This window comes from Blastococcus deserti (assembly GCF_042682525.1).
Taxonomy (GTDB): Bacteria; Actinomycetota; Actinomycetes; order Mycobacteriales; family Geodermatophilaceae; genus Blastococcus_B; species Blastococcus_B deserti.
Genome location: NZ_JBHUHP010000010.1, coordinates 345028 through 369489, shown reverse-complemented (window position 1 = coordinate 369489; position 24462 = coordinate 345028). Strand labels below are relative to the sequence as shown.

The 24462-nt window shown below is 74.6% G+C and carries 20 protein-coding genes; 1 reads left to right on the top strand and 19 read right to left on the bottom strand.

Annotated elements, in window-relative coordinates:
• Positions 1 to 22 precede the first annotated feature (22 nt).
• The 17 genes from ACFSHS_RS12540 to pyrR all read right to left on the bottom strand — a co-directional run bounded on the left by ACFSHS_RS12540 (position 23) and on the right by pyrR (position 17357).
• Positions 23 to 241: a hypothetical protein gene (locus ACFSHS_RS12540; protein WP_376876199.1), complete on the bottom strand. Its 219-nt coding sequence runs from the start codon at positions 239 to 241 to the stop codon at positions 23 to 25.
• Between the two features lie 95 nt (positions 242 to 336).
• Complete coding sequence (locus ACFSHS_RS12535) at positions 337 to 2319, bottom strand: primosomal protein N' (protein ID WP_376876196.1); 1983 nt, start codon at positions 2317 to 2319, stop codon at positions 337 to 339.
• Between the two features lie 58 nt (positions 2320 to 2377).
• Positions 2378 to 3574 carry a methionine adenosyltransferase gene (gene metK / locus ACFSHS_RS12530; protein ID WP_376876193.1) on the bottom strand — a complete coding sequence of 399 codons (1197 nt, stop codon included), beginning with the start codon at positions 3572 to 3574 and terminating at the stop codon, positions 2378 to 2380.
• Positions 3575 to 3697: 123 nt separating this feature from the next.
• A complete protein-coding gene (gene coaBC / locus ACFSHS_RS12525) occupies positions 3698 to 4921 on the bottom strand; it encodes a bifunctional phosphopantothenoylcysteine decarboxylase/phosphopantothenate--cysteine ligase CoaBC (protein WP_376876190.1) in 1224 nt (407 codons plus the stop codon).
• Positions 4922 to 5044: 123 nt separating this feature from the next.
• Entirely contained in the window at positions 5045 to 5305 is a 261-nt protein-coding gene (gene rpoZ / locus ACFSHS_RS12520; protein WP_376876187.1) for a DNA-directed RNA polymerase subunit omega, read from the bottom strand.
• A 78-nt stretch (positions 5306 to 5383) separates the two neighbouring features.
• Positions 5384 to 5971, bottom strand: coding sequence for a guanylate kinase (gene gmk, locus ACFSHS_RS12515; RefSeq protein WP_376876184.1), 588 nt, complete (start codon positions 5969 to 5971; stop codon positions 5384 to 5386).
• 36 nt (positions 5972 to 6007) lie between these two features.
• Complete coding sequence (gene mihF / locus ACFSHS_RS12510; protein WP_376876181.1) at positions 6008 to 6364, bottom strand: integration host factor, actinobacterial type; 357 nt, start codon at positions 6362 to 6364, stop codon at positions 6008 to 6010.
• Between the two features lie 314 nt (positions 6365 to 6678).
• Positions 6679 to 6984, bottom strand: a complete 306-nt coding sequence (locus tag ACFSHS_RS12505) for a hypothetical protein (protein ID WP_376876178.1) — start codon at positions 6982 to 6984, stop codon at positions 6679 to 6681.
• Positions 6981 to 7259, bottom strand: a complete 279-nt coding sequence (locus tag ACFSHS_RS12500) for a hypothetical protein (protein WP_376876175.1) — start codon at positions 7257 to 7259, stop codon at positions 6981 to 6983. The genes ACFSHS_RS12505 and ACFSHS_RS12500 overlap by 4 nt, the downstream gene beginning before the upstream one ends.
• 5 nt (positions 7260 to 7264) lie before the next feature.
• Positions 7265 to 8137 (bottom strand): orotidine-5'-phosphate decarboxylase, encoded by an 873-nt coding sequence (gene pyrF / locus ACFSHS_RS12495; RefSeq protein WP_376876172.1) that lies wholly within the window; start codon positions 8135 to 8137, stop codon positions 7265 to 7267.
• Positions 8134 to 9072 carry a dihydroorotate dehydrogenase gene (locus ACFSHS_RS12490; protein WP_376876169.1) on the bottom strand — a complete coding sequence of 313 codons (939 nt, stop codon included), beginning with the start codon at positions 9070 to 9072 and terminating at the stop codon, positions 8134 to 8136. Before ACFSHS_RS12490 ends, pyrF begins: the two co-directional genes overlap by 4 nt.
• Positions 9069 to 9947: a dihydroorotate dehydrogenase electron transfer subunit gene (locus ACFSHS_RS12485; RefSeq protein WP_376876166.1), complete on the bottom strand. Its 879-nt coding sequence runs from the start codon at positions 9945 to 9947 to the stop codon at positions 9069 to 9071. Before ACFSHS_RS12485 ends, ACFSHS_RS12490 begins: the two co-directional genes overlap by 4 nt.
• Positions 9944 to 13306: a carbamoyl-phosphate synthase large subunit gene (gene carB / locus ACFSHS_RS12480; protein ID WP_376876163.1), complete on the bottom strand. Its 3363-nt coding sequence runs from the start codon at positions 13304 to 13306 to the stop codon at positions 9944 to 9946. Before carB ends, ACFSHS_RS12485 begins: the two co-directional genes overlap by 4 nt.
• The gene (gene carA / locus ACFSHS_RS12475) at positions 13306 to 14472 is read right to left on the bottom strand and encodes a glutamine-hydrolyzing carbamoyl-phosphate synthase small subunit (RefSeq protein WP_376876160.1); all 1167 of its coding nucleotides are present in this window, start codon (positions 14470 to 14472) and stop codon (positions 13306 to 13308) included. Before carA ends, carB begins: the two co-directional genes overlap by 1 nt.
• Positions 14469 to 15758 carry a dihydroorotase gene (locus tag ACFSHS_RS12470; protein ID WP_376876157.1) on the bottom strand — a complete coding sequence of 430 codons (1290 nt, stop codon included), beginning with the start codon at positions 15756 to 15758 and terminating at the stop codon, positions 14469 to 14471. Before ACFSHS_RS12470 ends, carA begins: the two co-directional genes overlap by 4 nt.
• 70 nt (positions 15759 to 15828) lie before the next feature.
• Positions 15829 to 16749, bottom strand: coding sequence for an aspartate carbamoyltransferase catalytic subunit (locus ACFSHS_RS12465; protein WP_376876154.1), 921 nt, complete (start codon positions 16747 to 16749; stop codon positions 15829 to 15831).
• The gene (pyrR, locus tag ACFSHS_RS12460) at positions 16746 to 17357 is read right to left on the bottom strand and encodes a bifunctional pyr operon transcriptional regulator/uracil phosphoribosyltransferase PyrR (RefSeq protein ID WP_376876151.1); all 612 of its coding nucleotides are present in this window, start codon (positions 17355 to 17357) and stop codon (positions 16746 to 16748) included. Before pyrR ends, ACFSHS_RS12465 begins: the two co-directional genes overlap by 4 nt.
• 250 nt (positions 17358 to 17607) lie before the next feature.
• Between pyrR and bldD the strand changes: the two genes are divergently transcribed.
• Positions 17608 to 18162 carry a transcriptional regulator BldD gene (bldD, locus tag ACFSHS_RS12455; protein WP_376876148.1) on the top strand — a complete coding sequence of 185 codons (555 nt, stop codon included), beginning with the start codon at positions 17608 to 17610 and terminating at the stop codon, positions 18160 to 18162.
• A gap of 57 nt (positions 18163 to 18219) precedes the next feature.
• On the opposite strand, the gene ACFSHS_RS12450 is transcribed toward bldD, so the two are convergent.
• A complete protein-coding gene (locus ACFSHS_RS12450) occupies positions 18220 to 20928 on the bottom strand; it encodes a LuxR C-terminal-related transcriptional regulator (RefSeq protein ID WP_376876145.1) in 2709 nt (902 codons plus the stop codon).
• 259 nt (positions 20929 to 21187) lie between these two features.
• Positions 21188 to 24319 (bottom strand): hypothetical protein, encoded by a 3132-nt coding sequence (locus ACFSHS_RS12445; protein ID WP_376876142.1) that lies wholly within the window; start codon positions 24317 to 24319, stop codon positions 21188 to 21190.
• Positions 24320 to 24462: the final 143 nt, after the last annotated feature.

The window sequence follows — 24462 nt, the reverse complement described above, 5'->3', positions numbered from 1 at the left end:
ACCGGGGTCCCGCCGGGAGGGCTCACGGGGCGCCGGTCAGCTCCAGGGTCGCTGTCGTCCCCATGCCCTGCTCGCCGCCGCCGCTGGGGTCGTCGTCGCCGCCGAGGTTGGTCAGGGCGACGGCGATGGCGACCAGCACGATCAGCACGAGGAGCGCGAGGAGCGCCTTGCGGCCGCCCCGCTTGACGTCGCCCGGGCGCGGGCCCTCACCGGAGTGCGGCTGCGGATTGGTGGCGGTCACGGGAGCTCCTCGGGTGCGGTGGCCGCGCGAGCTGCTGCTGAGCTCGCCGGGACGCCCAGCGGCTACCCCCGGGCCCGGGGCGCGACACCCCCGTCTCAGACCAGATCCAGGGGGTCCAGCTGCACGCGCACGTGCTCGGCCGCCTTCCGGGCGCTGCGCACGCCCTGCACCTCGGCCAGCGCGCCGGCCAGCGCGGCGCCCTGGCCGCGCGGCACCCGGACCAGGTAGCGCTCCCGCTCGCCCTCCTGTCCCGGCCGGGGCGGCTCGGGCACGGGGCCGAGCACGTCGGCTCCCTCGGGCAGGCGCAGCGCCTCCAGGAACTCCGCCAGCGCCGCCGGGGAGCCGGCCACCGAGGCGATCCGGGTGACCGGGGGGAAACCCAGCGCGCGGCGGTCGGCCAGTTCCCGGGCGGCCAGCCACCCCGGGTCCCATCGCACGAGCGCCTGGACGACGGGGTGCGCGGCGTCGGCCGCCACCACCACGTGTCCCCCGGCGGACGCCGGCCGCACCAGCGTGGCCGCGTTCATCCAGCGGCGCAGCGTCTCCTCCCCCGCCCGCAGGTCCGCCCGGCCCAGCAGCGCCCAGGAGTCCAGCAGCAGCGCGGCACCGTAACCCCCGACGGCCACCGGCTCGGCCCCGGGTGTGGCGACGACCAGCGCCGGGCCACCGGGCACCGTCGCCAGCACGCCGGAACTGCGGCCCGACACCCGCACGGAGGTCCCGGGGAACGCGCGGGCCAGCTCCTCTGCCGTGCGCGACTCCCCGACGACCGCCGCCCGGAGCTTCGTGCCGTGGCAGTGCGGGCAGTCGAACGTGGCCGCGGGGCGCGCGCACCACCGGCAGGCCGGGATCCGGGTGCCGCCGGGGCCCGGGCGCGGCGAGATGCCGAGCGGGCCGGCGCAGTGGGCGCACCGGGCCGGCGCCCGGCACCGGGCGCACGCCAGCGAGGGCACGTATCCCCGGCGGGGCACCTGCACCAGCACGGGTGCCCCTGCGGCCAGGGCCCGACGGGCCGTCTCGTGCGCCAGCGACGGCAGCCGGGCCGACCGGGCAGCCGGGTCGCGCGCCAGCTCGAAGTCCTCGCCCAGGGCCTGCACCCGGGGAGCGGCGGCGCGCAGGACCGCCCGGTCGGCGACCAGTTCCTGCGCCCAGCCCGACTCGACCAGCAGCGCGGCCTCGGCCGTCCGGGCGGTGCCCGCGACGACGGCGGCGCAGCGGTCCAGCCACGCCCGCTGGACGAGGACGTCCCGGGCGTGCGGATAGGGCGCGTGCTCGTCGGCGTGGAGGTCGTCGCCGTCGTCCCAGACCACCACGAGCCCGAGGTCACGGACCGGGGCGAACATCGCCGCGCGGGTGCCCAGCACGACCTGCGCCGCTCCGCGGGAGGCGGCGAGGAAGCGCGAGTAACGCTTCTCCGGCGAGTCGTCGCCGCGCAACACCGTCCACGAGTGCTCGGGCAGCAGCCGCGCGGCCGCCGCCTCGAGCCGGTCGAGGTCCTTGCCGTCCGGGACCACGACCAGGGAGCCACGCCGGCCGGACAGGGTCGCGCGGCACAGCTCGACGAGCCGGCTCGGCCAGTCCTCGCCCGGGAGCGCGGACCACACCGCCCGCGCCGCCCGACCCTCGGCCAGGGCCGCCAGCAGCGCGGAACCGGCCTGGTACTGCGCGAAGCCGGCCGGGCCGGGGGCGTCCGGCAGCACGTCCGGGGTCGAGGTCGGCCGCTTCTCGGCGGCCGCGCGGCGTGGCGGCAGCGCCAGCCGCAGGACGTCCCCGGCCGTGCCCGCGTAGCGGTCGGCGACCGTCCGGACGAGGCGGGCGACCTGCGGCGTGAGCACCGGCTCCCCGGAGGGCACGTGCGACAGCGGCTGCAGGGAGCCGGCGAAGTCCGTGCTGTCGGCCAGCTCCCAGACGACGCCGTCCACCAGCCGCCCGCGGAAGCGGACCCGCACGCGGCAGCCGGCCTGCACCGTGCCGGCGAACTTCTCCGGGACGGAATAGTCGAACGGGCGGTCGAGGTGCGCCAGGGGCACGTCGACGACGACGCGGGCCACCAGCACCGGATCAGTCTCCCGGCTCACGCCGACACTTCCGCGGCGCCGTCCGCGGGGGCCCGGCCGCCGCGGTGCGGGCCCTGCTTCAGGCCCCCACGGCCGCGCGCAGTCCGTCCACCCGGTCCAGGCGCTCCCAGGGGAGCTCGACGTCGGTCCGGCCGAAGTGACCGTAGGCAGCGGTGGGCGCGTAGATCGGGCGCAGCAGGTCGAGGTCGCGCACGATCGCGCCGGGGCGCAGGTCGAACACGGTGGTGATGGCCTTCTCCAGCACGTCGTCGGCCACCGTGCCGGTGCCGAACGTCTCGACGAACAGGCCGACCGGGTGCGCGGCGCCGATGGCGTAGGCCACCTGCACCTCGCAGCGACGGGCCAGCCCGGCGGCGACCACGTTCTTGGCCACCCAGCGCATCGCGTAGGCGCCGGAGCGGTCGACCTTCGACGGGTCCTTGCCCGAGAACGCGCCGCCACCGTGGCGGGCCATGCCGCCGTAGGTGTCGACGATGATCTTGCGGCCGGTCAGCCCGGCGTCGCCCATCGGGCCGCCGATCACGAACTTGCCGGTCGGGTTGACCAGGAGCCGGTGGCCGGTGGTCGGCAGGCCGAGCGCGGCCAGCTCCGGCTCGACGACGAGCTCCTCGATGTCGGGCGTGAGCAGCTGCTCGATGGAGATGTCCTCGGCGTGCTGCGAGGAGACGACCACGGTGTCCACCGCGACCGGCCGGTCGTCCTCGTAGACGACGGTGACCTGCGTCTTGCCGTCGGGGCGCAGGTAGGGCACCGAGCCGTCCTTGCGGACCGCCGACAGCCGGCGCGCGAGGCGGTGGGCCAAGGCGATCGGCAGCGGCATGAGCTCGGGGGTCTCGTCGGTGGCGTACCCGAACATCAGCCCCTGGTCGCCGGCGCCCTGCCGTTCGATCTCGTCCTCCGCGGAGCCGGACGTGCGCGCCTCGTACGCGGTGTCCACGCCCTGGGCGATGTCGGGCGACTGGGCGCCGATGGAGACGCTCACGCCGCAGGAGGCCCCGTCGAAGCCCTTGCGCGAGGAGTCGTACCCGATCCGCAGGACCGTGTCGCGCACGATCGAGGCGATGTCGACGTAGCCGGCGGTCGTGACCTCGCCGGCGATGTGCACCTGACCCGTGGTGATCATGGTCTCGACCGCGACGCGGCTGCGCGGGTCCTGCGCGAGCATGGCGTCGAGGATCGAGTCGCTGATCTGGTCGGCGATCTTGTCGGGGTGGCCCTCCGTGACCGACTCGGAGGTGAAGAGACGGCGTGGCACGCGGCACTCCCTAACGTGGTGGACAAGGCGACGTGGTGGGCGGCGCGGACCGGCCTGGAGGCGGTCCTGCGACAGACGCTACCGGCTGCGGGCGACCGGACGTACGCCCACCCGGGTGGACCCTCAGGGGGAAGAGGCGGCGAGCCGGGGGACGACGGTCGTCCAGATCCCGGCGGCGACGGCGTCCTTGCTGCCGCGGGGCACCTCGACCGCCGATCCGTCGGCGGCCAGGACGATCACCGCGTTCTCCGCGCGGCCGAAGACCTGGCCCGCCGAGACGTCGTTGACCACGAGGACGTCGCAGTTCTTGCGGGCCAGCTTCGCCCGGGCGTGGGTGAGCACGTCGCCCGCGTCGTCACCGGTCTCGGCGGCGAACCCGACGACCAGCTGCCCCGGCGCCCGCTTGGTCACCAGCTCGGCCAGCACGTCGGGGTTGCGGACCAGGGGCACCGACGTCGGCTCTCCGGCGCTCCCCTTCTTCAGCTTGGTGGGCGCGCTGGCCGCGGGCCGGAAGTCGGCGACCGCGGCGGCCATGACCACCACGTCCGCGCCGGCCGCCTCCGCGAGCATCGCCGTCCGCAGCTCCTCGGCCGTTCCGACCGGGACCACCCGCACCCCGAAGGGCGCCGGCAGCTCGACGTTGGCCGCGACGAGCACCACGTCGGCGCCCCGGGCGGCGGCGACCCGGGCCAGGGACCGGCCCTGCTTGCCCGACGACCGGTTGCCCAGGTAGCGGACGGGGTCCAGCGGCTCCCGCGTGCCGCCGGCGCTGATCACCACGCGCCGTCCGGTGAGGTCCTGGGTCAGCGCGTCGGGGCCGTGCTCGAGGACGACGGCGGCGAGGGCGGCGATGTCGGCCGGTTCCGGGAGGCGGCCGGGGCCGGAGTCGGGGCCGGTGAGCCGGCCGACGGCCGGCGGGAGCACTACCGCGCCGCGGCGGCGCAGCGTGGCCACGTTGTCCTGGGTGGCGGGGTGCAGCCACATCTCGGTGTGCATCGCGGGGACGAAGACCACCGGGCACGAGGCGGTCAGCAGGGTGGCGGTGAGCAGGTCGTCGGCCCGCCCCGTGGCGGCACGCGCCAGCAGGTCCGCGGTGGCCGGGGCGACGACCACGAGGTCGGCCTCCTGGCCGATCCGCACGTGCGCGACCTCCGGCACGTCGGACCAGACGTCGGTGGTGACCGGGTTGCCCGACAGCGCCTCGAACGTCGCCGCACCGACGAAGTGCAGGGCCCCCGGGGTGGGGACCACGCGCACGTCGTGGCCGGCCTCGGTGAACGCCCGCAGCAGGAGGGCGGCCTTGTACGCGGCCACTCCCCCGCTCACACCCAGCACGATCGAGCTCACGGGCTCATCCTCCCAACACGAGAAGGCACCCAGCAGTTGCTGGGTGCCTTATCACCAGTTCTGGGTGGCCCCGTCCGGAGGTTCACCGCGAGCGTGCCAGCGGTGAGTGGGGACGGGATCCTCCTACTCGCCGGCGGTGTGGGTCAGCAGACCCTCGTTGATCTCGCGCAGCGCGATCGACAGCGGCTTCTCCTGCGGCGCGGTGTCCACCAGCGGGCCGACGTACTCCAGCAGGCCCTCGGAGAGCTGGCTGTAGTAGGCGTTGATCTGGCGGGCACGCTTGGCGGCGAAGATGACCAGGCCGTACTTGCTGCTGGTGCGCTCGAGCAGCTCGTCGATCGGCGGGTTGGTGATGCCCTCGGGGGCAGGTGCGACTCCGGACACGGGCGGGCGTGCTCCTCATTCGATGGCGGGAGGGAGCGGCCGGGGCGGGACCGCCGGCGGTGCTCTTCCTCGTGGGCGCTACTCCCCAGGCACAAGACCGGGTGAGGGCGCAGTCAGCAAGCTTACCAACTCGTCCGCGGCGCGGGCCACGTCGTCGTTGACCACGACGACGTCGAACTCCCCGGCGGCGTCCAGCTCGGCCTGCGCCAGCGCCAGCCGGCGCTCCTGCACGGCGGGCGGCTCGGACCCCCGGCCGGCCAGGCGGCTGACCAGCGCTCCCCAGGACGGCGGGGCGAGGAAGACCAGCTGCGCCTCGGGGTCGCGGGCGCGCACCTGGCGCGCGCCCTGCAGCTCGATCTCCAGGAGCGCCGGAGCGCCGGTGGCCAGCCGCTCCCGGAGCGGGGCGACCGGGGTGCCGTAGCGGTTCCCGGCGTACTCGGCCCACTCCAGGAGGCCGTCGGTCTCGATCAGCCGGTCGAACTCGGCGTCGTCCACGAAGTGGTAGTGGACGCCGTCGACCTCCCCCGGACGAGGGCGACGGGTGGTGACCGAGACCGACACCCAGACGTCGGGATGCCGGCGCCGGACCTCGGCCACGACCGTGCCCTTCCCGACCCCGGAGGGGCCGGACAGCACGGTCAGCCGTGCCGGATTGCCTGATACCACTCGTCGTCCTCGTCAGGGATGCCTACCGCACCGTCGTCAGACGGCCCCGTCCGCGGGGACCTGGTCCGCGACGACCTTGTCGCCACCGAACTCGGCCTCCAGCGCCTTGCGCTGGTTGGCCCCCAGTCCGCGCACCCGGCGCGTCGGGGAGATCTCCAGGCGCTCCATGATCTTCGCAGCCCGCGCCTTACCAACGCCGGGCAGGGACTCGAGCACGGCGGAGACCCGCATCTTGCCGATCACCTCGTCGGTCTCGCCCTGCTTCAGGACGTCGCCCACGGTGGCGCCCTTGCTCTTGAGGCGCTCACGCAGCTCGGCACGGGCCTTGCGGGCCGCAGCGGCCTTCTCCAGGGCGGCTGCGCGTTGTTCCGGGGACAGGTCAGGCAAAGGCATGGCGACCCAATCGTGTCGTTCGCCGGCCGCGATTCCGGCCGGGCAGTCGTCGGGGAGTCGTAGGGAAGCGGCTCGCCTCTGAGCCTTCCGATCAACCTAGTTCCCGGCAAATCCGCTGGTCACCCGCCCTGACGCCGAATTGCGAACCGCCGAGTGCCGGAGTCGTTCACAGCCGGTTCACGGGTCCGGTGACCATCGGTGATCACCGCAGGTCAGGCCAGGAAGCGAGCGGAACGGTTCCGGATTGGCGGTGCCGCTGCGCAGCGTCAGGACGCGCCGGGCCACCCGGCGACACGCCGCGGGGCGACACGCCGTCAGGCGTCAGGGTCGTCCGCGCCGCGGGCTGACCGGTGACCGAGGAGCCAGCCGCCGACCCCGGCCAGGATGAGCAGCCCGAGCACGACGAGGGCGGCGCCGACCAGGTGCCCGCCGGTCCAGAGCACCGTCCAGCGGTCGGTGAACGCCGACGTCAGGCTGCTGTCGTACACCTCCGGCTCCAGTGGCGCGTACGAGGTCCAGCCGAACTCCGCGGGCGAGCGGTTCGCGACGGCGAACACCACGACCCCGGCCAGGGCCAGCAGCAGGCCGAGCGCGGCGGACACCGCCGGAAGGGCCCTCACGAGCCCACCGCGGCGTCACGCCACAGCCAGCCGGCCACCCCCGCCACGAGCACCGCTCCCAGCGCGACCAGGCCGGCCCCGACGAGCTGGGCCGCGGTCACCCCCACCGTCCACGGCAGGTCGGCGCAGGACGGCGTCTCCGCGCAGGGCGCGTAGCCGCCGGTGTGCGCCGTCACCGGCTCGACGGAAGCGAGCAGCGAGGTGGCCAGCCCCGCGACGACGAGGAGGAAGCCCACCGCGCCGATGATGATCACCCGCCGGTGGGCCGCGGTCACCGTCCTCAGCGCCACGGCCTGGCCCCCAGCTCGGTGGTCCAGCGCTCGGCGGCCGCCCGGAGGCCGGCCGCGTCCGGGCCGGCGGAGAGGACGTCACGCGAAACCGTGGGCAGGACCGCCCGCCCACTGCCGAACAGGCGCCGCAGATCGGCGACGGAGCCGCCCTGGGCCCCGAGTCCCGGGGCCAGGACGGGGCCGCCGAGCCCGTCGAGGTCCACGTCGAGATGGGGCAGGGTGGCGCCGACGACGACGCCGAAGGAGCCCGTCGGCCGGCCGGCGCGGTCGGCCACGTCGGGCAGCGGGTCCCCGACCCCCCACCCGGGGGTGTTCCAGCCGCGCACGGTGTCGACCACCACCTGCGCCACCGACCGCTCCCCCACGAGCGCGTGCTGCAGCGTGCCGGCGTCCGGGTTGGACGTCCGGGCCAGGACGAACAGCCCGCCTCCGTGGGCGCGTGCGGTGTCGACGGCGGGCTGCAGGGAGCCCGGGCCGAGGAACGGGCTCACCGTCATGGCGTCCACGGCGAGGGGGTGGCCGGGGCGCAGGTAGTCGGCGTAGGCGTCCATCGTCGAGCCGATGTCCCCGCGCTTGGCGTCGAGCAGGACCAGCGCCCCCGCCGCGCGAGCCCGCGCGACCCCCTCCTCCAGCACGGCCAGACCGCGGGACCCGTGCCGTTCGTAGAACGCCAGCTGGGGCTTCAGGACGGCGACCGAGCCGGCCAGGGCGTCGACGACCGCGTCGGTGAACCGGGCGAGGCCGTCCGGGCCGTCGGGCAGCCCCCACTTCTCCAGCAGGGCCGCGTGCGGGTCGATGCCTACGCACAACGCGCCCCGGGACGCCACCGCGTCGTCGAGGCGCTCGCCGAAGGGAGCACTCATCGGTGGGCGTACCCGACGGCCTCGCGCAGGGACGCGAACCCCCGCTGCTCGAGCGCGGCGGCCAGCTCGGCGTGGACGCGCGCGACCGCCGACGGGTCGTTGAACACGGCCGTCCCGACCGAGACGGCCGAGGCGCCCGCGAGCACGAACTGGAGGGCGTCGAGGCCGGTGCGGATCCCGCCCATGCCCAGGATCGGCACCTCCGGGAGCGCCTGGTGCACCTGCCAGACGCACCGCAGGGCCACCGGGCGGATGGCCGGCCCGGAGAGCCCGCCGGTGACCCCGCCGAGGACCGGCCGCATGGTGTCGGGATCGATGACCAGCCCCAGCAGGGTGTTGATCATCGACAGGCCGTCGGCACCGGCCCCGGTGACGGCGCGGGCGACGCCGACGATGTCGGTCACGTCCGGGCTGAGCTTGGCGTAGACCGGGTGGGCCGCGTCGGCGGCGGCGCGGACCGCCGCGATCACGTCCGACGCCGCCACCGGATCGCAGGCGAACACCTCGCCCCGGCTCTCGACGTTCGGGCAGCTGATGTTGACCTCGAGGCCCAGCACGCCCGGCACGCCGCGCAGCCGGGCGGCCAGCTCGGCGAAGTCCTCCACCCGGGTGCCGGCGATCGACACGAACGCGCGGGCGCCGCGCTCGGCGAGCCACGGCAGCTCGTCGGCGAGCAGACCGTCGATGCCCGGTCCCTGCAGCCCGATCGAGTTGAGCATCCCGCTGGGCGTCTCGGCCATGCGCGGTGTCGGCCGCCCCGAGCGCGGCCGCAGCTGCACCGACTTGGTGACCACCGCCCCGATGGCGCTGAGGTCGACAAACGGCTCCAGCTCGCGGCCGAACGCCGAGCAGCCCGACGCGGTCAGCACCGGGCTCGGGATCGGGGCGGCGCCGAGCGCGGTCGACATGTCGACGCGGGTCTGGAGGACGGTCACGGCGCCACCACTCCCATCGCGTCGGCGCCGACCACGTCCCACGGCAGCGCCCCGACGTCGGCGAAGCGCACCCGGTCACCGCCGAACACCGGCCCCTCGGTGCACGACCGGGAGAACCGGGTGCGGCCGTCCTCGCCCACGACGGGCAGCACGCAGGTCATGCAGACGCCGATGCCGCAGGCCATCGACTCCTCGACGGCGACGTAGGACGGGATGCCGCGCGCCGTGGCCGCGTCGGCGACCGCGCGCAGCATCGGCATCGGGCCGCAGGCGTAGACGACGCCGGCCTCGGGCAGCAGCTCGTCGACGGCCAGGGTGACCAGCCCGCGCCGGCCGGAGCTGCCGTCGTCGGTGGTGACCTCGAGCCGGTCGGCCAGCCCGGTCAGCTCCTGGACCGAGCACAGCCGGTCGGCCCCCGCCGCGCCGGCGACGACGTCGACCGGGCACCCCCGGTCCCGCAGCCGGGCGGCCAGTCCCACGAGGGCGGCGGCGCCGTAGCCGCCGCCGACCAGCAGGGCCCGGGCGCCGGGCGGAGGGTCGGGGAACCGCCGGCCGAGCGGGCCGACGACGTCGAGGGCGTCGCCCACCCGCCGTTCGGTGAGCCAGGTGGACCCCGGCCCCGCGGCGGAGACGACCACGGTGACCACGCCGGCCTCCGCGGTGCTGATGGCGATGGACCGCCGGAGCAGGAGGCCCGAGGTGGGTCCGCCGACGGCGAAGGCCACGAACTGGCCCGGCTCGGCCCGCTCGGCGATCTCCGGGGCGGCCAGCGTGAGCTCGACGTAGGCCTCGACCGGCCGCCGGCCGATCACCTCGACGGTCCGCTGGACCGGCGGAGCGTACGCCCGCGGCGCGGGCCGGGTCAGCGCACTCACGCCGTCTGCCCCGTGCCGGCGAACTCGCTGGGTCCGCCGGAGGTGCCGCCGGCCAGCGCCTCGTGCACCTCCTGCAGGCTGCGGACGCCGAGACCCCCGTCGCGCAGCGCCTCGATGCCCTGGACGGCGGCCGCCATCCCCTGGACCGTCGTGATGCACGGGATGCCGGCGGCGACGGCAGCGGTCCGGATCTCGTACCCGTCGAGGCGTGGCCCGCTGTTGCCCGGCGACCCGAACGGCGTGTTGACCACGATGTCGACGTCCCCGGCGAGGATGCGCTCGACGCAGTTGCCCGGGCCCTCGCTGTACTTGCCGACCACCTCGGCGGCGACGCCGTTGCGGCGCAGCACCTGGGCGGTGCCGGCGGTGGCCAGCACCCGGAAGCCCAGGTCGGCCAGCCGCTTGACCGGGAAGATCGCCGAGCGCTTGTCTCGGTTGGCCAGGGAGACGAACACCGTCCCCCCGGTCGGCAGCGAGCCGTAGGCCGCGGCCTGCGACTTGGCGAACGCCGGCCCGAAGCCGGCGTCGAGGCCCATGACCTCGCCGGTGGACTTCATCTCGGGGCTCAGCACGGTGTCCACGCCGTGCCCCTCGACGGTGCGGAACCGGTGGAAGGGCAGCACCGCCTCCTTCACCGCGATGGGGGCGTGCTCCGGCAGGTCGGTCCCGTCGCCCGACGCGGGCAGGACACCGGCGGCGCGCAGCTGCTCGATCGTCTCCCCCACCGCGATCCGGGCGGCCGCCTTCGCCAGCTGCACCGCCGTCGCCTTGGACACGAACGGCACCGTCCGGCTGGCCCGCGGGTTGGCCTCGATGACGTAGAGGATGTCGTCCTTCACCGCGTACTGGACGTTCATCAGCCCGCGCACGCCGATGCGGGCAGCGAGCTTCTCGGTGGCCGACCGGATCGCGAGCAGGTCGGCCGAGCCCAGCGTGATGGGCGGCAGGGCGCACGCCGAGTCGCCGGAGTGGATGCCGGCCTCCTCGATGTGCTCCATGACGCCGCCGAGGTAGAGCTCGGTGCCGTCGTAGAGCGCGTCCACGTCGACCTCGACGGCGTCCTCCAGGAAGCGGTCGACCAGCACCGGGTGGGCGGGGCTGACGTCGGTGGCCTTGGCGATGTAGGCCTCGAGCGTGGCGTCGTCGTAGACGATCTCCATGCCGCGGCCACCCAGCACGTAGGAGGGCCGCACCAGCACCGGGTACCCGATGCCTGCGGCGATCTCCCGGGCCTCGGCGAAGGTGCTCGCGGTGCCGTGCTTCGGCGCGGTGAGCCCGGTGTCGGCGAGCACGCGCGAGAAGGCGCCCCGGTGCTCGGCATCGTCGATCGACTCCGGCGAGGTGCCCAGCACGGGGACGCCGGCGTCCTTGAGCCGCTGCGCCAGGCCCAGGGGGGTCTGGCCACCCAGGGTGCAGATGACCCCGGCGACCGGGCCCGCGGCCCGCTCGGCCTCGACCACCTCGAGGACGTCCTCGAAGGTGAGCGGCTCGAAGTAGAGCCGGTCGGCGGTGTCGTAATCGGTGGAGACGGTCTCGGGGTTGCAGTTGACCATCACCGCCGCGTAGCCGGCGTCCTGCAGCGCCATGACGGCGTGCACGCAGGAGTAGTCGAACTCGATGCCCTGCCCGATCCGGTTCGGCCCCGACCCGAGGATGAGCACCGCCGGCTTCTCCCGCGGCTCGACCTCGGTCTCCTCGTCGTAGGACGAGTAGTGGTAGGGCGTGCGGGCGGCGAACTCGCCGGCGCAGGTGTCGACGGTCTTGTAGACCGGCCGGATGCCCAGCCGCCAGCGCAGCGTGCGGACGCCGTCCTCGCCGGCGAGCTCGGGGCGCAGCGCGGCGATCTGCCGGTCCGACAACCCGAACCGCTTGGCCCGGCGCAGCAGCTCCGGCGTGAGCGAGGGTGCCTCCCGCACGGCGACACCCACCTCGCGGACCAGGGCGATCTGGTCGACGAACCATGGATCGAAACCACTTGCCGCCGCTACGTCCTCGACGGTCGCCCCCGCGCCCAGCGCGGCCTCGGCCAGGTACAGCCGGCCGTCGACCGGGGTGCGCAGAGCCTCGAGCAGTTCCTCGGCCGAGCGGGCTGCGGTTCCACCCACCCCGCCGCCCGCGTTCGCCCCGCCCGTCCAGAACCCGGCCACCTTGGTCTCGGTGGACCGCATCGCCTTGCCCAGGGCCTCGGCGAAGTTGCGCCCCATGGCCATGACCTCGCCGACGCTCTTCATCGTCGTGGTCAGCCGCGGGTCCGCCCCGGGGAACTTCTCGAAGGCGAACCGGGGGATCTTGACGACGACGTAGTCCAACGCGGGCTCGAAGGACGCGGGGGTGACCCCGGTGATGTCGTTGGTGATCTCGTCGAGGGTGTAGCCGATGGCGAGCTTCGCGGCGATCTTCGCGATCGGGAACCCGGTCGCCTTCGACGCCAGGGCGCTCGACCGGGAGACGCGCGGGTTCATCTCGATGACGACCAGCCGCCCGGTCTCCGGATGGACGGCGAACTGGATGTTGCAGCCGCCGGTGTCGACCCCGACCGCCCGCAGCACCGCGATGCCGACGTCCCGCATCCGCTGGTACTCGACGTCGGTGAGCGTCATCGCCGGGGCGACGGTCACCGAGTCGCCGGTGTGCACCCCCATCGCGTCGATGTTCTCGATCGAGCAGATGACGACCACGTTGTCGCTGCGGTCGCGCATCAGCTCGAGCTCGTACTCCTTCCAGCCGAGCACCGACTCCTCGATGAGCACGGTGTGCACCGGGGAATCGGCCAGCCCGTGCCCGGCCATCCGGCGCAGCATCGGCTCGTCGGTGGCGATGCCCGAGCCGAGGCCGCCCATGGTGAACGACGGCCGGATGACGACGGGGTAACCGACCTCGGCGGCGGTCTCCAGCGCCTCCTCGACGGTCGAGCAGACCCGCGAGCGGGGGGCGTCGGCGCCGACCGAGCGGACGATGTCCTTGAACATCTGCCGGTCCTCGCCGCGGTTGATCGCGTCGACGTCGGCGCCGATCAGCTGCACGCCGTACTTCTCGAGGACGCCGTTCTCGTAGAGCCCGATCGCGATGTTGAGCGCGGTCTGCCCGCCGAGGGTGGCCAGCAGGGCGTCGGGGCGCTCCTTGGCGATGACCTTCTCGACGAACTCGGGGGTCAGCGGCTCCACGTAGGTGGCGTCGGCGATGCCGGGGTCGGTCATGATCGTCGCCGGGTTGCTGTTGACCAGGCTGACCCGCAGCCCCTCGGCCTTGAGCACCCGGCAGGCCTGCGTGCCGGAGTAGTCGAACTCGGCGGCCTGGCCGATGAGGATCGGCCCGGAGCCGATGACCAGGACGTGCTGGATGTCGGTGCGACGTGGCATCAGGCCTTCTCCCCCGTGCTGTGCTCGACCACCGGCGGCGGGGTGACCGCCGCGTCGCCGCCCCGGGCGCTCTCCATCAGGTCGACGAACCGCTGGAAGAGCGGGGCGGCGTCGTGCGGCCCGGCCGCCGACTCCGGGTGGAACTGGACGCTGAACGCCGGCACGTCCAGGCAACGCAGGCCCTCCACCACGTCGTCGTTGAGACCGACGTGGCTGACCTCCACCTGCCCGTACGGCGTGTCCGTGGGGCGGTCGAGCGGGGCGTCGACGGCGAAGCCGTGGTTGTGGCTGGTGACACGGACGGTGCCGCTGACCCGGTCGAGCACCGGCTGGTTGAGCCCGCGGTGCCCGAAGCGCAGCTTGTAGGTGCCCAGTCCGAGCGCGCGGCCGAGGATCTGGTTGCCGAAGCAGATGCCGAACAGCGGCCTGCGGGCGTCGAGCACGCCGCGGACCGCCTCGACGGCGTAGTCGGCGGCGGCCGGGTCGCCGGGGCCGTTGGACAGGAAGACGCCGTCCGGCCCGTGCGCGAGCAGCTCGTCGGCCGTCGCGCTGGAGGGCAGCACGTGGGTCTCCACGCCCAGGGCGGCCAGGTGCCGGGGGGTCGCCGTCTTGATGCCCAGGTCGAGCGCGGCGATGGTGTACCGCTTCTCCCCCACCGCCGGGACGACGTAGGGCTCACCCGTGCTCACCTGGGGCGCGAGGTCGGCGCCCACCATGCTGTCGGCCGCGGTGACCCGGGCGAGGAGCTCGTCGGGGTCGGTGATCTCGCTGCTGATGCCGACCCGCATGGCGCCGCGGTCGCGGAGGTGGCGGGTGAGCGCCCGGGTGTCGACGCCGCTGATGCCGACGATGCCCTGCGCGACCAGCTCGTCGTCCAGGCTGCCGGTGGCGCGCCAGTTCGCGGGGCGGCGGGCCGGGTCGCGGACCACGAAACCCGCGACCCACATCCTGCGGCTCTCGTCGTCCTCGCCGTTCACCCCGGTGTTGCCGATGTGCGGGGCGGTCATGACGACGACCTGGCGGTGGTAGCTGGGGTCGGTCAGCGTCTCCTGGTAGCCGGTCATGCCGGTGGCGAACACCGCCTCGCCGACCGTCGTCCCGACCGCTCCGTAGGCCTCACCCCGGAACGTCCTGCCGTCCTCCAGGACGAGCAGTGCCTCTCTCACCGTGTCGCCTTTCCGTCCAGAACGGTCGGCGTCCCGCGCAGGAACGTCGCGACCACCCGGCCGGGGAGCTCCCGGCCGGCATAGGGGCTGTTGCGGCTGCGGCTGGCCGATGCGGCCGGGTCGACGCTGGCCCGGGTCGCGGGATCGAGCAGCAGCAGGTTCGCCGGCTCGCCCTCGGCGAGCGGCCGGCCGTGTTTCTGCAGCCGGCCGATGGCGGCCGGGCGGACCGACATGCGGTCGGCGACACCGGCCCAGTCCAGCAGGCCGGTCTCCACCATGGTCTCGACGACGACGGAGAGCGCCTGCTCCAGCCCCAGCATGCCGGGCCGGGCCTGCGCCCATTCGCTCTCCTTGTCCTCCACCGCGTGCGGCGCGTGGTCGGTGGCGACCGCGTCGATCGTGCCGTCGGCCAGACCGGCGCGCAGGGCCTCCACGTCGGCATCCGTCCGCAGCGGCGGGTTGACCTTGAACACCGGGTCGTAGGACTCGGCGCAGGCGTCGGTGAGCAGCAGGTGGTGGGGGGTGACCTCGGCGGTCACCTGGACACCGCGGGACTTCGCCCACCGGAGGATCTCCACCGAGCCCGCCGTCGAGACGTGGCAGACGTGCAGGCGGGCGCCCACGTGCCCGGCGAGCAGCACGTCGCGGGCGATGATGGCCTCCTCCGCGGCGGCGGGCCAGCCGGTCAGCCCGAGGCGCGCGGAACGGTCACCCTCGTGCATCTGCGCGCCGACGGTGAGCCGGGGCTCCTCGGCGTGCTGGGCGACGACGCCGTCGAAGGCCTTCACATACTCGAGCGCGCGGCGCATGAGCGCGGGATCGGCGACGCAGTGCCCGTCGTCGGAGAAGACCCGCACGCGGGCCGCCGAGTCGGCCATGGCGCCGAGCTCGGCCAGCCGCTCGCCCTTCAGCCCCACGGTGACCGCCCCCACCGGGACGACGTCGACCAGCCCGGCCTCCTGACCGAGCCGCCACACCTGCTCCACCACGCCGGCGGTGTCGGCGACCGGGTCGGTGTTGGCCATGGCGTGCACCGCGGTGAAGCCGCCGCGGGCGGCGGCCCGGCTGCCGGTCTCGACCGTCTCGGCGTCCTCCCGGCCGGGCTCGCGGAGGTGGGTGTGCAGGTCGACCAGGCCCGGCAGGGCGACCAGCCCCCCGGCCTCCACCACCTCGGCGCCCGTGGCCGGGAGCTGGCGGCCGATGGCGGCGATCCGGCCGTCCTCGAGCAGGATGTCCGCGGCCTCGCCGCCGTAGGGGCGCGCACCCCTGATCAGGTAGGTCGTCACGCCGGCTCCCCGTCCACTCCCGCTCCGCTCGCCGTTCGCGCCGCTCCTCGCTCGTTCCCCGCTGCGGTGCTCACTCACTGCGCCCCCCCAGGAGCAGGTAGAGGACGGCCATGCGCACCGAGACGCCGTTGCCGACCTGTTCGACGATCGTGGAACGGACCGAGTCGGCCACCTCGGCGGCGATCTCCATCCCGCGGTTCATGGGTCCCGGGTGCATGACGATCGCGTCGTCGGCGAGGACGGCCATCCGGTCGGCATCCAGCCCGTAGCGGCGGCTGTACTCGCGGGCGCTCGGGAAGTAGGAGGCGTTCATCCGTTCGGCCTGGACCCGCAGCATCATGACGACGTCGGCCTTGGGCAGCACGGCGTCCAGGTCGTAGCCGACCTCGACCGGCCAGCCGGCGACGCCCACGGGGAGCAGGGTCGGCGGGGCGACGACGGTGACCTCCGCGCCGAGCGTGTGCAGCAGCCAGACGTTGGACCGGGCCACCCGGCTGTGCAGGACGTCGCCGACGATCGCCACCCGCACGCCCCCGAGCCGCCCCAGCCGCTGCCGGATCGTGTACGCGTCCAGGAGCGCCTGCGTCGGGTGCTCGTGCGTGCCGTCGCCGGCGTTGACCACGCTGCCCCGCACCCAGTTCGCCAGCCGGTGCGGCGCCCCGGAGGCGGAGTGCCGGACGACGATGGCGTCGCTGCCCATGGCCTCAAGCGTCAGGGCGGTGTCCTTGAGGCTCTCGCCCTTGGAGACGCTGCTGCCCTTGGCCGAGAAGTTGATGACGTCGGCCGACAGCCGCTTGGCCGCCAGCTCGAAGGAGATCCGGGTGCGGGTGGAGTCCTCGTAGAACAGGTTGACCACCGTGCGGCCGCGCAGGGTCGGCAGCTTCTTGACCTCGCGGCCGGCCAGCGCCTGGTCGATCTGCGCCGCGGTGTCCAGCACCAGCGTCGCGTCGGCACGGTCGAGGTCACCGGCCTCCAGCAGGTGGCGCTTCACTGGTTCGCTCCCTCGGTGATCAGGACCTCGTCGACGCCGTCGGTCTCGGTCAGGTGGACCCGCACCTGCTGGCTGCGCGACGTGGGCACGTTCTTCCCGACGAAGTCCGCGCGGATCGGCAGCTCGCGGTGCCCGCGGTCGACCAGGACGGCCAGCTGCACGCTGCGCGGGCGGCCCAGGTCGCGCAGGGCGTCCAGCGCCGCCCGCACCGACCGGCCGGAGAAGAGCACGTCGTCGACGAGGACGACGAGCCGGCCGTCGATGCCGGCGTCGGGCAGGACCGTGGGCTCCAGCGCGCGGACGCCCCGCAGCCGCAGGTCGTCCCGGTAGAGCGTGATGTCGGCGGTCCCGACGTCGACCGGCGTGCCGGTGAAGGCCTCGATGCGGGCGGCCAGCCGGCGGGCCAGCGGGGCCCCGCGGGTCGGGATGCCCACCAGGACGAGGTCGGAGAGCCCGCCGTCCGCCGATCCCGGATCGGTGGACGCCGCTCGCTCGATGAGCTGGTGAGCCATCCGGTCGACCACGCGGGCGACGTCGGCGGCGGAGAGAACGGTGCCGGGCGTGCTGCCGGGAGACGGACTCCGGGCAGGCTCGGGAGAGCGGGCCATCAGGCTTCCTTCCCCGCCTCACTGGACGGGTCGTTAAAGGAGTGGTCGGACCGGCACCGACGGTACTGCACGGGGCGGAGCCGCCCGCCGCCGCCTGTTCCGCCCCAGGTCAGGGCCGTAATGCCTCACCCTGCGTACCGGCCACGTCACTGAGTCCCCAGGAGTGTCCTCCTGTTGCAGGCTCCGCCTGACCAGTACGCTGCGTGACGAACAGGACCTGCCCAAGACGACGGACAGTGAGCAGACAGCGATGAGCACCGACTACTCACGGGCACTCGGCGCCCGGCTCCGCGCCATCCGCAACCAGCAGGGGCTGTCCCTGCAGGGAGTGGAAGACAAGTCCCACGGCCGCTGGAAGGCAGTCGTCGTCGGCTCGTACGAGCGCGGCGACCGCGCGGTCACCGTGCAACGGCTGTCCGAGCTCGCCGTCTTCTACGGCGTCCCGGTCTCCGAGCTGCTGCCCGATCCGCGGCCCAGTTCCGCCGTCACGTCCAGCACCAAGATCGTGCTGAACCTCGAGTCGCTGGGTTCGCTGCCCGCCGACGAGGCCGGCCCGCTGGCCCGCTACGCCTCCACCATCCAGGCGCAGCGCCACGACTACAACGGCAAGGTGCTCTCGATCCGCGCCGAGGACCTCAAGTCGCTGGCGATCATCTACGACATGAGCCCGGACGAGCTGACCTCTCGGCTCATCGAGTGGGGTGTCCTCTCCCCCGGCATGGAGAGCGTGGTCGGCTTCGGCGGCCCCGAGGACGACGACGAGGAGCTCGACGCGAGCTGGGAGCGTCGCCGCTCCCCGCGCTGAGCCCCCCGCTGAGCCCCCGCGGTGAGCGGCTCCCGACCCGGCGGGCCGCCGGCCGGGTCAGCGGTCCGGCAGCCCGCCGGGTCCGGACCGCAGCCGTGGACGGGCGCCGGAAGACGGATGCCGTCTCGGCCGGCCCGACCGCGTCATGGTCAGTGTCGTGTGCAGATCGGCGCGCCCGCTGATCCCGAACTTCGTGTAGACGTGCGCCAGGTGCGCCTCCACCGTACGCACCGACACCACCAACTGGTCGGCGATGTCCTGGTTGCTCAGGCCCTGGACGGCGAGCCGGGCCACCTCCTCCTCCCGGCCGGTCAGCATGGGCGGCGACAGCAGGTCGAGCGCCGGCGTGTCGGCCAGACCGCAGTCCCGCGCCAGGCTCGCCGCCCTCGCCCGGGAGAGAACCGCCGCGCGGCGGCTGCCGTTCCGTTCGTGCACCGCGGCCGCCTCCGCGGCGGCGTCGGCCGCGTACAGCATGGCCCCGGCGTCCTCGAAACGGTGGCTCACGGCATCGAGCCGCTCCCCGTCCCCGGTGACGAGGGCCTCCGCGTGTGCGGCGAGATCGGACACGAGCGGGGAGTCGAGGCGCTCGGCGAGGCACCGCAACCGGTCCACGACGACGGCCGCACGGCCGTACCGCAGCGCGCTGTGCAGGATCAACGCCTCGACCGCGGACTGCCCCTGCCGGGCGGCGAGCGCGGCGGCGTCGAGCACGAGCGTGCCGGCATCCGCGTGCCGGCCGTCCGCTCCGGCCAGCCATGCCTGGGCCATGCGGGCCTGAGGGTCGAAGGCACGGACGGCTCCCGGGGGGCGACCGTCGTACGCGCTCAGCACCTCGTGCGCACCGGTGACGTCACCGACCAGCGCCCGGGCCATCACGAGCAGTGCGCAGCCGACCCCGACCAGGCCTGCGGGATCGTTCCGCCGAAGACCCGCCACGGCCTCGACCAGCCACCGGATGGCCACCCTCGGCCGGCCGCCCGCGAGTGCGGCCCATCCCAGGTGCAGGCAGGCGACGGCATCCCCGGCCCACTCCGGCCCCATCAGGTTGCCACGATGCAACTCCGCCGCGCGGTGTTCGAGCTCGTGGATGCGCCCGGAGAGGTGGAGCGCCAGGACCTCTGCCTGCGAGAGCGCGATGCGGACGGAGGCAGGCTCCGCGCCCCGGTCGGCGGACCGGAGCGCTTCCCTGCCCACCTGCACGGTGGCCAGGGCCTGGGCGGTGTGCCCCGTCACCGCCAGGCCCGACGCCGCGGCGGCGGCGGCCAGGGGGGCCGCGGCGCCGCCGTGCCCGGCCGAGGACAGCACGGCCGTGGCCTTCTCCACCGCCCGTTCCGGGTCCCCGCCGAGGAACGCCAGCATCGCCTCGGTCGCGGACAGCACCGCACGCCCCTCCTCCGATCGGATGGAGGCGGCCGTCTCGCGGAGTTCGGCGGCGGCGTCCTCACCCCGTCCCAGACCGCAGAACAGCGTCAGGGCCAGCCCCCCGGCCAGCCGGGCGCGGTCGTCGTCCGTGGCGACCGCCCGCGACGCCTCGACCGCGAGCTCGACGCTCCGCTCGGGCCGGCCCAGCCATCGGGAAGCCTCGACGAGCTCGAGGTGCGCCGGTGCGCCCGCACCCGCCTCGACGCCCGCGCGCGCCAGCCGTTCCGCCATGGGGTGGTCCAGCATGGCGTTCGCCCGCCGGGCAGCCTCGGTCAGCACGTCGGCGTCGGGCGCCGCCATCCCGCTGTCGAGCATGGTGGCGCACCGGCGCGTCAACTGGTCGTCGAGCCGGTGACCGGCCGGTCCGTCGGTCAGCCCGCGCTGGACGAGACACAGGGCGGCCGCAGGAGCCTGACCGCGGACCACTTCCACGTACAGCGGATGGCCGGCCCGGACCTCGCCGGATGACCCCGCAGCGTGTGCGACCACCCCACGACGCTCCAGGGAGGCGACGGCGTCCGGGCTGCTGATCGCCGCGAGCCGATGGACGCTGACCGGTCCAGCGGTGGCCAGCACCTCCAGCGCTCTCCACTCGGTGGCGTCCACGTCGCCGAGCTGCGCGAGGACGATCTCCGTCAGGCGCCCCGACGGGACGATGGGCCCCTCCCAGCGCCACAACCCGCACGAGTTCGCCAGCCGTCCGCTGCGCAGGCCCTCCTCGAGGAGCTCCCGCAGGAACAGCGGGTTGCCCTGGCTCAGCCGCCATAGCCGCTCGCCGGTCCGCGTCTCGACGTCTCCGCCGAGCGCCTGGCCGATCAGCCGCTCCGTGTCGGAACGGCTCAGCGGCTGCAGCTCGATCCGGGTGGCCAGCCCGTCCTTCCACAGGGCGGCGGCGGGGTCGGGCGTGGCGTTGCCGGTGCGCACCGACAGCACCAGGGTGACCGCGCGACCAGCAGCCAACTGGTGCAGCAGGGAGACCGAGAGCGGGTCCAGGAGGTGCACGTCGTCGACACCGAGGACCGGCACGGGCCCCGACCCCTCACCGGCGATGGCGGAGGCCGCCCGTTGGAGCAGCACGAACGCGTCCGAGGAGACGTCGATGGTCGGCAGCAGGTGCGCCAGCGCACCCAGGGGGACGAGGGCCGCCGCTCTGGTCGCCGCGGCCCACCGCGTCGGCCGCCCCGTCCGCTCGGCCAGGGACACGGCCTCGCGGACCAGCCGTGTTCGGCCCACCCCGGCCGGACCCGCGATCACGAGGCTGCGGGCGGGCTCGTCCTGCAGCGCGCTGATGATCGCCTCGCAGGCGGCGTCCCGGCCGACCAGCGCCCAGGGATCGGCGTTCATCAGGACGTCAGGACATCCGCCGGCCCCGGCCCCGGCCGTGGACGCCGACGACGTCGCTGACCGGTCCCTCGCTGAACAGGCGTCTTCCCGCGCTCGGTGTTCACACGCACTCCCCCCAGGACCCACATCCGCAGGCCGTGCGCGCGGAACCCTAACGACCGGCCGGGGTCACGGGGAGGTGACGCTGTCGTACCGAACCGATGACGTACTGGAATTCAACCGCGCACTCGTCGGTTCGTCACCGTCGGTCCGTCCTCGTTCACGGTCCGGTGACCGGTGCCGGTGCCGGCGGCGACCAGGTGATGGACACCCCGGACTCCCCCGGCGTGACCGCCGACGGAGCGAAGGGAGCCGGCTGTGCCTCCAGCCACCGGGTCAGGGTGGCGACGACCTCGGGCCGGACCGCCGACCGACCGTCCAACCGGGTCACCAGGATCTCGTGCCGGCGGACCGCACGCGGATCCTCCCCGGTCCCGACCGGCACGGCACCGACCTCCGGGGTGTGGTCCACCGTCAGCCCGGCGAGCACGACGAGGACGCGGGCGTCCACGCTGCCGTCCCGCAGCAGGTCCAGGACGTCGGGGGGTGCGAGCAACCCGGGGCTGGCGGCGACGAGGGCCCCGAGCCGCTGCTCCGCCACCGGCGCCGTCCATCCCGTCACCCGCGCCTCGTCGGCCGGGCGGCTGCCGGGCCCGGGCCGGGCACTCGCGGCCGGAGGGAGCGGCCGGACCGTGAGGGAGGTGGGTCCTGCCCCGAAGCCGGCCGGCGCGTCTCCCCGCGGGGACGCGTCCCCCACCTCCACCGTCCAGTGCGCAGCGGCCGACGATCCCGGGGCGGTGGCGATGACGAGCCGCTCCGCGGGGACACCGTCGCGGACGAGATCTCCCCACAACCCCGGAGGTACGGCAACGATGCCGCCGGCGGACGCCGGCCCCCGGATCCAGGCGGCCAGCTCCGCGTGCGGAGACCCGCCGGCGCTCACCGGCAGGAACAGGGCCCCCACCACGGTGACCACCAGCGCGGGCACCGCCACGGCGACCCTGACCAGGGGGTGTGGCCGTTCCCTCACCGGCCCGCGCGTGATCGCGTCGGTCAGGACGGCCGCCAGGCCCATGGCGAGCAGGAAGGCCAGCAGGAGCGCCGTCCCGGCTCCTCTCCACGGCAGCGCGGCGAGGACACCCAGGGCCGCTGCGGCGAGGGCCGGCGGACGGAGCCTGCGCACGACGAGGCCGGCGCCGACGGCCACGACGACGACCAGCAGGAGCACGGTGTGCTCCACCCGGTCGAGCGACGCGTCGCCACGACCACCTGCCAGGACGGCTGCGAACGCGCCCAGGGCCAGGAGCGGCGCCATGGCCAGCCACATCGCGGGGTCCGCTCGCCCGTGCCGCGCCACGACGCGGGGTGATCGGCCGGGCCACCACGCCGGCCGGCCCGCAGCCAGCCGGTCGTCGACGAGCATGGCGGTCATGCCGGCGGCCAGCGGCACCGCGAGCATCGGCTCGGTGCCGAGCCCGACCGCGATCGCCAGCCCCCCGAGAACCCTCGTGCCCCCGTGGCGGGCGTGGGTCAGCACCACGATCCCGACCACGGTCCACGAGGCCCCCAGGAGCGCCGGCCCGGCGGTGGCCAACGCAGTCACCGCCGGCCCCGTCACCAGCGTGGCCGCGAGCGGCACCACCCCGGCCGACGGCGCCAGACGACGGACGAGCACGAGGGTCAGCAGGCACACCACGAGCACCGCGGTGGCGACCACCGCCAGCTCCCGTCCACCGGTCACCACCGAGGCGTGCCGATCGAAGGCCCTGGTCACAGCGCCGTATCCCACGAGCTGCTCCCGCGCCAGCCACTCCCCCGGACCCACCACCGGGCCGCCGTCGACGCCTCGCAACTCGGCCAGGGCGCTCCCGGTCAGCCGTGCTTCTCGCGGAGTGACCGGGTGCGAGGACGCCACCGCGGCCACCCGCACGACGAGCAGCGCGCCGACAGCCCCGAGCGCGCCGAGTGACACGGCCCGGCGCACCGCGGGCCGGCCGGTGACACCGACCCGTCCGGGCCCGCGGCGGGCAGTCAGGCGCCGCCATCCCATGCCCACCAGTGACCGGACGATCAGGCCGGCGCCGATCCAGGGCAGAGCGAGGAAGAAGAGCTGGACGACGCCCACCGTGGTGGCCACGACGTCGCCGGCCCTCGCGGCGCCGTCGAGGCGCTGCAGGTACTCGAGCGTCGCGTCCCAGGCCGCGGGGAGGAGGCGGGGGGCCGCGAGGAGGAAGGCGACCAGGTAGAAGGTCAGCATCGGGACGACGACGACGACCCAGAGCCAGACCGACCGCCGGGCCCGTGGCCTCAGCTGACGGATGATCGGGTGCGTCGGGCGCCATGGCAGCAGGCTCGACAGCACCGGCTTGACGAATCCGAACAGGTCGGGGACGCCGACGAGATCCGCGAGGACGTAATAGCCGTCCATCCGCAGGACCGGCAGGAACTGCCAGGCCGTTCCGACGTGCATCCCGATCAGCGCGACCAGGAGCCACGGCTCCCCCGTGCGCGCGTACACGAGCCCCACTCCGAGCATGAAGACGGCGTTGAAGTAGACGCCCCCCAGGTCGGTGCGCACCCGCCCGACCCGGTCCAGCCGGTAGCTGTCGGTGACCGTGCTGTAGAAGGCCGGCCAGACCAGGTAGAGCCCGACGCCGATGTCGCCGGGACGGGCCCCGCCGTAACGACAGGCGGTGACGTGGCCGCACTCGTGGAAGGCCGAGGAGACGACCCCCAGAGCCAGGATCGCCAGGATCAGCGCGGGGTGCAGCGCGACGTCCCGGACGCCGGCGACCATCCGGCCGAGGAGGTCCCCCCGCGTCGCGATCCACAGGTCGGAGGCCAGGAAGGCGCCGAGGAGCACGACCACGACCGGTCGGAGGAACAGGGGCCGGAAGAAGCCGGCGATCCGCCAGGCCACGCCGGCGGGGATCACCCCGACCCGGTGACGCAGGGCCAGCAAGGGGTCGGACCGGACCGGCGCGGGGGTGGCGGTGGCCCCGTCCGCCGGAGAGCCGGACTCCCCCGTCTCCGGGGCGATCAGGCCCACGGGCCGCAGCCGCTCCTCGGCGAGGAAGGCGACCTGCTCCCCAGTGAGGGCCTGGCCGAGCTCCGCGCTGACGTCCGCGGCCACCTGTGCGTCGTCCCGCCCGTCGAGCGAGCACGCCACGCGGTAGAGGAGACCGGGCAACTGCATGACCTGCCCGTCGGCCCGCCGGACGAGGTACCGGGGGTCCTGGTAGGCGGAGTCCTTGTACTCCCCGAGCAGCTCGGTGCCGTCGGCCAGCCGGTGCACGCGGGCACCGCCGGCGACCGCGGGCACCCGGAGGTCGCTCTCCACCACGCCGGTCACCACGTCACCTCCCCGCCGACCCGACGCCCGGACAGGAGGAGGGGCGGCCGGTCCGGCCGCCCCTCCTCGTCACGTTGCACGGGGTGCGTCAGCAACCGCTCCCCGCCGGCCTCAGCCGCCGTAGTAGAAGTTGCTGCCGGCGG

Coding starts and splice junctions, on each gene's coding strand:
- mihF (WP_376876181.1), bottom strand. CDS start 6,364: ATGCCTTTGCCTGACCTGTCCCCGGAACAACGCGCAGCCGCCCTGGAG.
- pyrF (WP_376876172.1), bottom strand. CDS start 8,137: ATGAGTGCTCCCTTCGGCGAGCGCCTCGACGACGCGGTGGCGTCCCGG.
- carB (WP_376876163.1), bottom strand. CDS start 13,306: ATGCCACGTCGCACCGACATCCAGCACGTCCTGGTCATCGGCTCCGGG.
- pyrR (WP_376876151.1), bottom strand. CDS start 17,357: ATGGCCCGCTCTCCCGAGCCTGCCCGGAGTCCGTCTCCCGGCAGCACG.
- bldD (WP_376876148.1), top strand. CDS start 17,608: ATGAGCACCGACTACTCACGGGCACTCGGCGCCCGGCTCCGCGCCATC.
- ACFSHS_RS12450 (WP_376876145.1), bottom strand. CDS start 20,928: ATGAACGCCGATCCCTGGGCGCTGGTCGGCCGGGACGCCGCCTGCGAG.